The organism is Mycobacterium sp. UM_Kg27, from assembly GCF_000972905.1.
Lineage (GTDB): Bacteria > Actinomycetota > Actinomycetes > Mycobacteriales > Mycobacteriaceae > Mycobacterium.
In genome coordinates this window covers 1-12409 of sequence record NZ_JRMM01000127.1, presented here as the reverse complement: position 1 = coordinate 12409, position 12409 = coordinate 1, and the positions used below count along the sequence as shown (strand labels likewise).

The following is a 12409-nucleotide window of genomic DNA, read 5'->3' as shown; positions in this document are numbered from 1 at the left end:
CGCGGGTCGCGGGAGTAGGGCTCGCGGGTGAACGGGTCGTGGACGAAGAAGTTGAGGTTCAACGTCTTTGCGGCCCGGAACGGATCGATGCGCGCGGTTTCCGGGTCGGGCAGCAGCAGCATGTCGGATTCGTGGATGGACTGGAATCCGCGGATCGAGGATCCGTCGAAGGCGAGCCCGTCCTCGAATACGCTTTCGTCGAGCGCCGAGGCGGGGATCGAGAAATGCTGCATAACCCCCGGCAGGTCGCAGAATCGAATGTCGACGTACTCGACGGACTCGTCGGCGACGAGCTTGAAAATGTCGGCGGCCATATTGGTCTCCTTCGCGTGCAGACAGCCAAACGATAGGCAGTGCACATTTCCTGGACATCATCCAGTTATTGCGTCGACGTAACACAAACCTCACGGCAGGCTCGTTGTCCAGCGAACTGGCACGTTTGCTGGGTCGCGGTATATCGTTACGTTGCCTGTGAGACTTTTCAGGCAGGAACGCCGTTCAACGTCGCACGGATCAATCCCCTTGACCGCTTGTCCTATGGGCAACGGACAAGGACGTGCGAAGGGTTAGGTGGCGATGGCGCCCAGTCGGGTGGGGCTCTACAACCCCGCGTTCGAACATGACGCGTGTGGGGTGGCCATGGTGGTCGATATCCATGGCCGGCGCAGTCGCGACATCGTCGATAAGTCGATCACGGCACTGCTCAACCTGGAGCACCGCGGCGCTGCCGGAGCCGAACCGAACAGCGGTGACGGCGCTGGGATCCTGATCCAGATTCCGGACCTGTTCCTGCGTGCTGTGACCGACTTCGAGCTTCCGCCCGAAGGCAGCTATGCCACCGGGATCGCATTTCTCCCGCAGTCGGCCAAAGAGTCGGCGGCAGCCTGTGTCGGCTTGGAGAAGATCGTCGAGGCGGAGGGCCTGAAGGTGCTCGGCTGGCGCGATGTGCCGATCGATGACTCGTCGTTGGGCGCGCTGGCTCGAGATGCGATGCCGACCTTCCGGCAGCTGTTCATCGGCGGGGCCTCGGGTATGGCTCTGGAGCGCCGAGCCTATGTGGTGCGCAAGCGCGCCGAACATGAGCTGGGCAGCAAGGGTCCTGGTCAGGACGGACCGGGTCGGGAATCCGTCTATTTCCCAAGCCTTTCCAGCCGAACCATGGTGTACAAGGGCATGTTGACCACGCCGCAGCTCAAGGCGTTCTACCCCGATTTGGCCGATGAGCGGATGCAAAGCGCGCTGGGCCTGGTGCATTCTCGGTTCTCCACCAACACGTTTCCGTCGTGGCCGCTGGCCCACCCGTTCCGCCGGATCGCCCACAACGGTGAGATCAACACCGTCACCGGCAACGAGAACTGGATGCGTGCCCGGGAGGCGCTGATCCGCACCGACATTTTCGGCGCTGAAGGCGGCCAACGCAGCGCGGACAAGCTGTTCCCGATCTGCACGCCGGGCGCCTCCGACACCGCCCGGTTCGATGAGGTGCTCGAACTGCTGCACCTGGGCGGCCGGAGCCTGCCGCACGCGGTGCTGATGATGATCCCGGAGGCCTGGGAACGGCACGAGAGCATGGACGGGCCCACCCGAGCCTTTTACGAGTACCACGACTCGCTCATGGAGCCCTGGGATGGCCCGGCCTCGATGACCTTCACTGACGGCACCGTGGTGGGCGCGGTGTTGGACCGCAACGGCCTGCGGCCGTCGCGTATCTGGGTAACCGAAGACGGGCTGGTGGTGATGGCGTCCGAGGCCGGTGTCCTCGACCTGGACCCCGCCACGGTGGTGCACCGGCAGCGGCTGCAGCCCGGCAAGATGTTCCTGGTTGACACCGCCGCCGGGCGGATCATCTCCGATCGCGAGATCAAGTCGACGCTGGCCGGCGAACGGCCGTACCAGCAGTGGATCGATGAGTGCCTGATCGGAATCGGCGAACTGCCTCCCGGCGATGCGCCCCGGATGGAGCATCACCGGGTTCTGTTGCGGCAGCACATGTTCGGCTACACCTACGAAGAGCTCAACCTGGTGCTCGCTCCCATGGCGCGCTCCGGCGCTGAGCCGATCGGGTCCATGGGTACCGACACCCCGGTGGCGGTGCTCTCGGCGCGGCCCCGGCTGCTGTTCGACTATTTCCAGCAGTTGTTCGCCCAGGTCACCAACCCGCCGTTGGACGCTATCCGCGAAGAGGTGATCACCAGCCTGCAGGGTGCGCTGGGACCCGAAGGCGACTTGCTCAACACCGACGAACCCACCTGGCGGCAGATCGTGCTGCCCCAGCCGATCCTGAGCAACGCCGAGCTGGCGAAGCTGCTGAAGCTGAGCCCCGACCAGCGGATCGGTGCCCGGGGCCCGCACGGCCTGTCCACGGCCGTCATCAGCTGCCTGTACCCGCCGGCGGCAGGCGGTGCCGGGCTGCGTGCAGCCCTCAAGCAGGTGTGCTCGCGGGCCTCGGAGGCGATCGCCGAAGGCGCCAGCTTCCTGGTGATCTCCGACCGGGAGTCCGACGAGACTATGGCGCCCATTCCGTCGCTACTGGCCACCGCGGCGGTGCATCACCACCTGGTCGCCGAGCGGACCCGCACCAAGGTGGGTCTGGTGGTGGAGGCCGGCGACGCCCGCGAGGTGCACCACATGGCTGCCCTGATCGGGTTCGGCGCCGCCGCGGTGAACCCTTACCTGGCGTTCGAGTCCGTCGAGGACATGCTCGACCGGGGTCTGATCGAAGGCCTCGACCGCGAGAAGGCGTTGGCCAACTATGCCAAGGCCGCCGGCAAGGGCGTGCTGAAAGTCATGTCCAAGATGGGCATCTCGACGCGGGCGTCCTACACCGGAGCGCAGCTGTTCCAGCCGATAGGTATCTCGCAAGACGTTCTCGACGAGTACTTCACCGGCCTGTACTGCCCGATCGGTGGGATCACCCTCGATGACATCGCCGCCGATGTCGCCGCCCGCCATGCGCTGGCCTACCTGGACCGCCCAGAAGAGCGGGCGCACCGCGAACTGCCGGTGGGCGGGGAGTACCAGTGGCGCCGCGAGGGCGAACACCACCTGTTCAACCCGGAGACGGTGTTCAAACTTCAGCATTCCACCCGAACGGGCCAGTACTCGGTCTTCAAGGAGTACACGACGCTGGTCGACGACCAGAGCGAACGCCTGGCGACGCTGCGGGGTCTGTTGCGATTCAAGACCGGGGAACGGCCCCCGGTGCCCCTTGACGAGGTGGAACCGGCCACCGAGATCGTCAAACGCTTCGCGACCGGCGCCATGAGTTACGGCTCGATCTCCGCCGAGGCACACGAAACCCTGGCGATCGCGATGAACCGGATCGGCGGCCGTTCCAACTGCGGTGAGGGCGGCGAGCACGCCGGGCGCTTCCTGCCCGACGCCGACGGCTCCTGGCGGCGCAGCGCCATCAAGCAGGTCGCCTCGGGGCGATTCGGCGTGACGAGCGAGTACCTGGTCAACTGCACCGACCTGCAGATCAAGATCGCGCAGGGAGCCAAGCCCGGCGAGGGTGGTCAGCTCCCGGGCAACAAGGTGTATCCCTGGATCGCCGAGGTCCGGCATGCCACCCCGGGTGTCGGACTGATCTCTCCGCCCCCGCACCACGACATTTACTCCATCGAGGACCTCAAGCAGCTGATCCACGACCTGAAGAACGCCAACCCGGAGGCTCGCATCCATGTGAAGCTGGTCGCCGAGAACGGCGTCGGAACGGTGGCCGCGGGAGTGTCCAAGGCTCACGCCGACGTGGTGTTGATCTCCGGCCATGACGGAGGCACCGGGGCGGCGCCGTTGACCTCGCTCAAGCACGCCGGAGCGCCGTGGGAACTCGGGCTGGCTGAAACCCAGCAGACCTTGCTGCTCAACGGACTTCGGGACCGGATCGTGGTGCAGGTGGACGGCCAGCTCAAGACCGGGCGCGACGTGGTCATCGCGGCGCTGCTGGGGGCCGAGGAATTCGGCTTCGCCACCGCGCCGTTGGTGGTGTCGGGCTGCATCATGATGCGGGTCTGTCACCTCGACACCTGCCCGGTGGGCGTGGCAACTCAGAACCCGGCGTTGCGCGAACGGTTCAGCGGACAACCGGAGTTCGTCGAGAACTTCTTCTGGTTCATCGCCGAAGAGGTGCGCGAGTACCTGGCGGCTTTGGGATTCCGCACCATCAACGAGGCGGTCGGGCAGGTGAATGCGCTGGACACCACGCTGGCCCGCGCCCACTGGAAGGCCCACAAGCTCGACCTCGGGCCGGTCCTGCATGAGCCGGAGTCAGCGTTCATGAACCAGGATCTGTACTGCACCTCCGGTCAGGATCACGGTCTGGACAAAGCATTGGACCAGCAGCTGATCGTCATGAGCCGGGAGGCTCTCGATGCCGGTACCCCGGTCAAGTTCACCAGCGCGATATCCAACGTGAACCGGACCGTCGGCACGATGCTCGGCTATGAGGTCACCAAAGCCTATGGTGCCCAGGGGTTGCCGGACGGAAGCATCGACATCACCTTCACCGGTTCGGCTGGCAACAGCTTCGGGGCATTTCTGCCGCCGGGGATCAACCTGCGGGTCTTTGGCGACGCCAACGACTACGTGGCCAAGGGGCTGTCCGGTGGCCGGATCGTGGTCCGGCCCCCGCTGGATGCGCCCGACGGCTACGTCGCGGAGGAGAACATCATCGGCGGCAACGTGATTCTGTTCGGCGCGACATCCGGCGAGTTGTTCCTGCGCGGGGTGGTCGGGGAACGATTCGCGGTCCGCAACTCCGGTGCGGTAGCAGTGGTCGAGGGAGTCGGCGACCACGGCTGTGAGTACATGACCGGAGGCAAGGTGGTGGTGTTGGGCCCGACCGGGCGCAACTTCGCCGCCGGCATGTCCGGGGGCGTGGCCTATGTCTATGACCCGGACCGGCAGCTGGGTGACCGGCTGAACACCGAGATGGTGGACCTCGACGTATTCGACGATTTCGACGAGGACGATGTGGCGTGGCTGCGTGACGTGCTGGCGGCACACGTCGCCGCCACCGACTCGGTGCCCGCCCGCGCGATCCTGGCCGATTGGGCCAACCGCGGAAGGGACTTCGTCAAAGTGATGCCGCGCGACTACCGGCGGGTGCTCGCCGCGGTCGCCGAGGCGCAGGCCAGTGGCATAGATCCTGAGGAGGCAATTATGGCGGCGGCTCATGGCTGACCCGAAAGGTTTCATCACCAACACCCAGCGCATCCTGCCGTTGCGCCGCCCGGTCTCGGAGCGGCTGGGCGACTGGAACGAGGTGTACCAGGATTTCGCCGAGGACACCGTGCGTGAGCAGGCCGGACGCTGCATGGATTGCGGCATTCCGTTCTGCCACAACGGCTGTCCGCTGGGCAACCTCATCCCGGAGTGGAACGACCTGGTGCGTACCGGGCGGTGGCGTGAGGCGTTCGACAGGCTGCATGCCACGAACAACTTCCCGGACTTCACCGGCCGGCTCTGCCCCGCGCCGTGCGAACCGGCCTGTGTGCTGGGCATCAACCAGCCTCCGGTGACCATCAAGCAGGTCGAGTACGAGATCGTCGAACGTGGCTTCGCCGAGGGCTGGGTGGAACCGATCTCGCCGTCGGTCCGCACCGGGAAGTCGGTCGCGGTAGTGGGCTCGGGGCCGGCCGGACTGGCCGCCGCCCAGCAACTCACCCGGGGCGGACACGCGGTGACCGTCTTTGAGCGCGATGACCGCATCGGTGGTCTGTTGCGTTACGGCATACCGGAATTCAAGATGGAAAAGCGAATTCTGGACCGGCGCCTGGAACAGATGGTCAGCGAGGGAACGACGTTCGAGACGGGCGTGAATGTCGGGGTGGATCTGCCCGTCGAGCAGCTGCGTGAAGACTTCGACGCCGTTGTGCTGGCCGGCGGTGCCACCGCCTGGCGAGACCTGCCGATCCCGGGCCGGGAGCTCAAGGGCATCCACCAGGCGATGGAATACCTGCCGTGGGCGAACCGGGTGCAGGCCGGCGACCTTGCTGAGCCGCCGATCACCGCGCACGGCAAGAAGGTCGTCATCATCGGCGGTGGTGACACCGGTGCCGACTGCCTGGGCACCGTGCACCGCCAGGGCGGGACGTGCGTGCATCAGTTCGAGATCATGCCGCGGCCGCCTGAGATCCGGGATCCGTCCACCCCGTGGCCGACCTACCCGTTGATCATGCGAACCACGTCCGCGCACGAGGAGGGTGGTGATCGGGTGTTCTCGGTCAACACCGAGGCATTCATCGGCCGGGACGGTCAGGTGACCGGTTTGCGGGCCCATGAAGTGCGCCGCCGCAACGGCGGTTTCGAGAAGGTCGACGGTACCGACTTCGAACTCGAAGCCGACCTGGTTCTGCTCGCAATGGGATTCGTCGGGCCGGAACGTTCACCGCTGCTGGCCGATCTGGGGGTGGAGTTCACCGAGCGCGGTAACGTGGCCCGCGACGCGGAGTACGCGACCGCGGTGCCGGGTGTCTATGTCGCCGGCGACATGGGCCGCGGTCAATCCCTCATCGTGTGGGCAATCGCCGAAGGGCGCGGTGCCGCGGCGAGCGTGGACCGGTACCTGATGGGCCGCACCGCATTGCCCTCACCGATCACCGCGACCGCGGCGCCGCTTCGCTGAGTCGAGTAGCCCGCATTCAGCTCGCGGCGCGACGACGCGGTGCGAGAAGGATGCGGGCTGCCAGGTCGAATCGCGACCGCAATCTCACCCGTCACTTAAGCAACTTCTGTCTCAAGTATCGGCGCGTCGCGTGTTGTTTGCCACACGCCGGGTGTCTAATGGACAGCTATGTGATCCGCGTTAACAACGTGTTAACATGGTCCGCATTATTCCAATCTGGTCCGAACCGGGGCGGGGGTCAGCGCCGTGTACATCAACTCGATATACCGATACCGGATGGGCCGTATGGCCTGGTCACTGCTGCGCCATCCGCGCAGAAGCCGAGGGTTTCCCGCCAAGCACGAGCGTTTGGTAACCGCCGACGAACTCTTGCGCTTCGCCACATAGGTCCGGCCGGGCCGGGGGCCGCGGCCTTCCGGAGGAGTTTGCTGACCGTTATCAGTTCGTGATCTATGCCAGTAATCCGGAGTCGCGAATGGCCTCGGCCAATGGCTCGAGAACTGCCGGGTCGTACGGTGACGGCAGGTAGATGATCGCCAGATCCAGGCCCTCGGCGCCGAGCGCTACGGCGTCCTCGATCAGCCGGCCGTAATCGAGATCCGGCTGCAACCGCAGGTGCGCCGACAAGGTGATCTGCTGCGGGTCGCGCCCGATGTCGGCGCAGTGGGCGGCCAGCACGTCGCGCTTGCGGGCGAACTCGGCGGGAGTGCCGCCCACGAAGTTCCAATGTTGGGCGTATTTCGCCGTGATCTTCAGCGTGCGCTTCTCGCCGTTGCCTCCGATGCAGATCGGCGGGTGTGGGCGCTGCGGTCCCTTGGGCTCGTTGCGGGCTTCGGTGAGCTGGTAGTAGGTGCCGGCAAAGGTGGTGGTGTCCGCGCTCAACAGGCCGATCAAGACCTGACAGGCCTCTTCGAAACGGTCGAAACGCTCGGAGATGCTGCCCAACTCGATCCCGTAGGCGCCCGACTCCTCTTCGTTCCAGCCCGCACCGATCCCCAACTCCAGGCGTCCGCCGGAAATGATGTCGAGGGCGGCGGCCATGTTGGCCAGCACGGCGGGATGGCGATAGTGGATGCCGGTCACCAGCGTGCCGAGTCGCAGTCGGGTGGTCGCCTGGGCCAGCGCAGTCAGGGTGGTCCAACCCTCCAGGCACGGCCCGGTCGGGTCGGAGAAGATCGGGTAGAAGTGGTCGAAGGTCCAGCCGGACTCGTAGACGTCGATCTCGTCCGCGGCTCGCCAGACGGCCAGCATGTCGGACCAGGTGGTGTTCTGCGGCGAAGTCTTGAATGCGAAGCGCATCCCGCCGAGCCTAGCGGCGATCGCAAGGCCGGCGGTGGGGGTAACTCCCGCTTGCGGGGGGCCGGCCGCGGCGGGTCGCCGCCGTGAACCCCGCGGCGATCGCAAGGCCGGCGGTGGGGGTACCTCCCGCTTGCGGGGGGCCGGCCGCGGCGGGTCGCCGCCGTGAACCCCGCGGCGATCGCAAGGTCGGCGGAGCCGCAAACTCAGGTGGCGGGACGTAGGCTCACTCGGTGGTCATCAATCTGGACATCGACACCAAGGTGACGTTGTTGTCGGCCGGCCTGATCTTTCTGCTCGCTCTGCTGTTGGGCGCGTGGAAGTATCAACAGATCGCGACCTCGGACCGTCGCCAGGCGCACGTCTACGTTGACATCGCACATCGAGCGGCGTTGATGTACTCCTTCGCGACAATGCTGGTCGCGGTGTTCGTGGAACTCAGCGCCTGGCCGACCTGGGTGAACATGGTCGCGGCAATGGTCATCGTGTTCTTCTTCGTCGTGGCGATCGGCAGTTACATGCTGCACGGCGCGTTGCGCGACACCACGAACCAGTTCGAGCGGCTCGGTTGGCGGCTGCGCGCCGGCATGGTGCTGCTGGTCATCGGCGAGGTCGGCGGCTTCGCGGTGCTGCTGGCCGGGTTCGGTGTCGGCGGGTTCTGACAGCGTCTGACTGCGGCCGGCGTCAGGACGCCTGGCCGTAGATGCTGCTGACCCAGACGTGGGTCAATGTGTCGACCACCTTCTCGTGAGGTACCGAAGGCTGCTCGGCGACCAGCGCTGCCATCATGGTGCGCTCGTTCATCTGGTTCAGTGATGTCGCCAGATCCAGGGCTTCGATGGTCGTCGGCGCGGCGCCGCGCTCGCGTTCCGCGGTGATCATCGCAGCGGTCTGCTCGATCCACCTCTGCATGAAGCCGTTCCACATCGCCTTGAACTCCGGACTGGTGGCCAGTGCCTCGGTTCCGGCCCGGGCGATCGCGCGATGCGAGCTGAACGCGATGAAGAACGCTTTGATGCCACTGCGCCAGATCCGGCGCGGGTCGGTGGGCAGTCGTTGCACCGCCCCGACGAACTCCGAGTCGGCCGCGGCGATCAGCGGCTCCAGCAGCGAGAGCAGCACCGCGTCCTTGGACTTGAAATAGAAGTAGAAGGTGGGTCGCGAGATCCCGGCGCCCTTGGCCAGGTCGTCGACCGAGATCTCGGCCAGGGGGCGCTGCTCGAGCAGTCGTTCGGCGGTGGCCAGGATGGCCAGCTCCCGATCGTCGCCGGATGGCCGCGCCGCGCGGCGTCCGTGACGGGTGGCATTGGGGCTGGCCATGGGCGCTACTTTACACGACGTTGATTTACTCAACAGGGTGTTGACCGACTCGACACACCGTTGATAATCTGGCGCCATGACTGAACACCTCGATGTTGTGATCGTCGGCGCCGGCATCTCCGGTATCAGCGCGGCCTGGCACCTGCAGAACCGCTGCCCGAACAAGAGCTACGCCATCCTGGAAAGCCGGGACAACCTCGGTGGTACCTGGGACCTGTTCAAATACCCCGGCATCCGCTCGGACTCCGACATGTTCACCCTGGGCTTCCGGTTCAAGCCGTGGCGGTCGGCGCACTCGATCGCAGAAGGCGCAGACATCTGGAACTACATCAATGAGGCCGCCGTCGAGAACGGCATCGACAAGCACATCCGCTACCGGCACCGGGTCGTTTCGGCCGACTGGTCCGACGCCGACAACCAGTGGACGGTCACCGTCGACAACAACGGCGAGCAACAGCAGATCACCACGTCGTTCGTGTTCGCGTGCAGCGGCTACTACAACTACGAACAGGGCTACTCGCCGGAGTTCCCCGGCGCCGCGGACTTCGCCGGCACCATCGTGCACCCGCAGCACTGGCCGGAGGACCTGGACTACGCCGGCAAGAAGATCGTGGTGATCGGCAGCGGCGCCACCGCGGTGACGTTGATTCCCGCGCTGGTCAACTCCGGCGCCGGGCATGTGACCATGCTGCAGCGGTCGCCGACCTACATCGGCGCGCTGCCTCTGGTTGACCCGTTCGCCGTTCAGGCGAACCGGTTCCTGCCGACCAAAGCGGCGCACTTCGCCAACCGCTGGAAGGCGATCGGCTTCAGCACTCTGCAGTATCAGCTGGCGCGGAAGTTTCCCAAGTACATGCGCAAGACGCTGATGACGATGGCCAAGCACCGGCTGCCGGAAGGCTTCGATGTGCAGAAGCACTTCGGGCCGCGGTACAACCCGTGGGACGAGCGGTTGTGCTTGGCGCCCAACGGTGACCTGTTCAAGACCATCCGCAGCGGCAAGGCGGACGTCGTCACCGACACAATCGACACGTTCACCAAGACCGGGATCCGGCTGAACTCCGGCCAGGAACTCGACGCCGACATCATTATCACCGCGACCGGGCTGAACATGCAGCTGCTGGGTGGGGCATCGCTGCTGCGCAACGGCGAGCCGATCGATCTGCCCAAGGCGATGACCTACAAGGGCCTGATGTTCTCCGGGGTGCCCAACGCCGCGGTGACCTTCGGCTACACCAACGCGTCGTGGACGCTCAAGGCCGACCTGGTCTCGGAGTTCGTTTGCCGGGTGCTCAACTACATGGACGACAACGGATTCGACCGGGTCGAGCCGCAGCACCCCGGTGCCGCGGTGAAGGAAGAGCCGTTCATGGACTTCAGCCCCGGCTACTTCCGCCGGGCGATGGACGACCTGCCGCGCTCGGGCTCGGAGGCTCCGTGGCGGCTCAAGCAGAACTACCTGCTGGACCTGCGGCTCATCCGGCACGGCAAGGTGGACGAGAAGTCGCTGAAGTTCAGCAAGCACCGGGCGCCGGTAAGCGTCTAGCGGCGATCGCGAGGGCGGCGGGGCCGGCGCCCGGTGTTAAGGGCGCTCCGGCCAGTAGTAGGAGTCGGGGTAGGGCCGGGATCCGAACAGCGCGGTCCCGATCCGCACCTCGGTAGCGCCCTCGGCGATGGCCAGCGCGAAATCGCCGCTCATCCCCATCGACAGCCGCGGCACGACGTGGCCGTGTTCGGCCGCGGTATCGCGTAACTGGCGCAGCCGGCGGAAACAGCCGCGGACGGTGTCGGGGTCGTCGGTGTTGATGGCCAGCGTCATCAGGCCGCGCACCCGCATCGTGGGGTAATCGGCCAGCTCGTCGAGGAACGGCAGCAGCTGGTCGGGATCCAGGCCGTACTTGCTGGGCTCGTCAGAGGTCTTGACCTGCACCAGCACGTCGATGACGCGGTTCTCGGCGCGCAGATGGCGGTCGAGCGCCACCGCAAGTTTGGACCGGTCCAAAGACTGCACCTCCGCGGCCAACCGTGCCACCACGCCCGCCTTGTTGGTCTGCAGGTGTCCGATCATCACCCAGTCGATCCCCGGGCCGGCCTCCTCGGTGGCCAACGCCGCCGCCTTGTCCTTGATCTCTTGGACCTTGTTCTCGCCGAATCGGTGCATGCCCAGATCGACGGCGTCGCGGATCAGCTCGGGACCGAAGGTCTTGCTCACCGGCAGGATGTCGACGTCTGCGGGCGAACGCCCCGCGGCATGGCACGCGTCGTCGACGCGCGCGCGGAGCTGTTCCCAACGCGCCCGCAGGGTGGCGTTCATCGGAGTGCCGGTCCTAGACGACGACGATGCCGTCGTCGTCGCTGTGGGCGATCGCGCCGGGAACGAAGGCGGTACCGCCGAACTCGACGACGACGTCACGCTCACCGGCGCCGGTCTTGGTGCTCTTGCGGGGATTGGTGCCCAGCGCCTTGATGCCGATGTCGAGGGTGCGCAGGGTCGAGGCGTCGCGCACCGCGCCGTGCACGATCAGCCCTGCCCAGCCGTTGCTGCGCGCCAGCTCGGCGATGACGTCACCGACCAGCGCGGTGTGCAGCGAGCCGCCCCCGTCGATCACCAGCACCCCGCCGTCGCCCGGTTCTGAGAGCACCGATTTGAGCAGCGCATTGTCCTGGAAGCAGCGCACGGTGCTGATGCGACCGGCGAACTCCGTACGCCCGCCGAGTTGGCGGAACTGAACGTCGCAGCTGCGCACGTCGGGGCCGATCTCGTCGACCAGGTCGGCGGTGGGCCGGAAGCGTGCCGTCACGCCGGTCAGCCCCGGCGCGCGCGCAGGCGGCGAAGCAACAGCAGCGCGATCACGCCGAGGATTCCGGCGGCCAGCAGCGGGCCGGGCGAACGCGGTGCCGGTGAAACCGGCGTGCTCAGCGGATTGCGGGCCGAGTCCACCGTGGATTTTGCCTGGGCCGCCGTTTCTTTGGCGCCCTCAGCGAGGTGGCCCGAGCCGTTGGTGGCGACCGCCGGCGTGGCGGGCACCGGTGGGGCCGGCACAGGCGCTGCGGGGGCGGCCTTAGCGGGCGCCTTTTTCGCTGGCGCCTTCTTGGCCGCCTTGGCCGGGGCTTTTTTAGCGGCCGCCTTTTTCGCCGGGGCCTTCTTGGCGCTGTCTCTTATACACA

The 12409-nt window shown here is 66.3% G+C and carries 10 protein-coding genes; 4 read left to right on the top strand and 6 right to left on the bottom strand.

From position 1 onward, the window contains the following. Positions 1-314, bottom strand: a 314-nt coding sequence (locus tag LI94_RS17190) for a glutamine synthetase beta-grasp domain-containing protein (RefSeq protein ID WP_046301943.1), incomplete at its 3' end; no start/stop codon positions are given. Positions 315-576: 262 nt separating this feature from the next. Between LI94_RS17190 and gltB the strand changes: the two genes are divergently transcribed. Then, positions 577-5181, top strand: a complete 4605-nt coding sequence (gltB, locus tag LI94_RS17185) for a glutamate synthase large subunit (protein WP_046301942.1) — start codon at positions 577-579, stop codon at positions 5179-5181. After that, positions 5174-6625, top strand: a complete 1452-nt coding sequence (locus LI94_RS17180; RefSeq protein WP_024443809.1) for a glutamate synthase subunit beta — start codon at positions 5174-5176, stop codon at positions 6623-6625. The genes gltB and LI94_RS17180 overlap by 8 nt, the downstream gene beginning before the upstream one ends. Positions 6626-7075: 450 nt before the next feature. On the opposite strand, the gene LI94_RS17175 is transcribed toward LI94_RS17180, so the two are convergent. Further along, positions 7076-7924, bottom strand: a complete 849-nt coding sequence (locus tag LI94_RS17175; RefSeq protein WP_046301941.1) for an LLM class F420-dependent oxidoreductase — start codon at positions 7922-7924, stop codon at positions 7076-7078. A 236-nt stretch (positions 7925-8160) separates the two neighbouring features. Between LI94_RS17175 and LI94_RS17170 the strand changes: the two genes are divergently transcribed. Beyond that, positions 8161-8583 (top strand): hypothetical protein, encoded by a 423-nt coding sequence (locus LI94_RS17170; protein ID WP_046301945.1) that lies wholly within the window; start codon positions 8161-8163, stop codon positions 8581-8583. Positions 8584-8605: 22 nt separating this feature from the next. On the opposite strand, the gene LI94_RS17165 is transcribed toward LI94_RS17170, so the two are convergent. Continuing rightward, positions 8606-9241, bottom strand: a complete 636-nt coding sequence (locus LI94_RS17165) for a TetR/AcrR family transcriptional regulator (RefSeq protein ID WP_046301940.1) — start codon at positions 9239-9241, stop codon at positions 8606-8608. A gap of 76 nt (positions 9242-9317) precedes the next feature. Between LI94_RS17165 and LI94_RS17160 the strand changes: the two genes are divergently transcribed. Then, a complete protein-coding gene (locus LI94_RS17160) occupies positions 9318-10787 on the top strand; it encodes an NAD(P)/FAD-dependent oxidoreductase (RefSeq protein WP_024442789.1) in 1470 nt (489 codons plus the stop codon). Positions 10788-10823: 36 nt separating this feature from the next. Here LI94_RS17160 and LI94_RS17155 read toward each other — a convergent pair whose 3' ends face one another. The 3 genes from LI94_RS17155 to LI94_RS23900 all read right to left on the bottom strand — a co-directional run. Further along, positions 10824-11555 carry a YggS family pyridoxal phosphate-dependent enzyme gene (locus LI94_RS17155; protein ID WP_046301939.1) on the bottom strand — a complete coding sequence of 244 codons (732 nt, stop codon included), beginning with the start codon at positions 11553-11555 and terminating at the stop codon, positions 10824-10826. Positions 11556-11568: 13 nt separating this feature from the next. Then, complete coding sequence (gene rraA / locus LI94_RS17150) at positions 11569-12042, bottom strand: ribonuclease E activity regulator RraA (RefSeq protein WP_046301938.1); 474 nt, start codon at positions 12040-12042, stop codon at positions 11569-11571. 5 nt (positions 12043-12047) lie between these two features. Next, a partial coding sequence (locus LI94_RS23900) for a hypothetical protein (RefSeq protein WP_046301944.1) occupies positions 12048-12409 on the bottom strand: 362 nt, incomplete at its 5' end.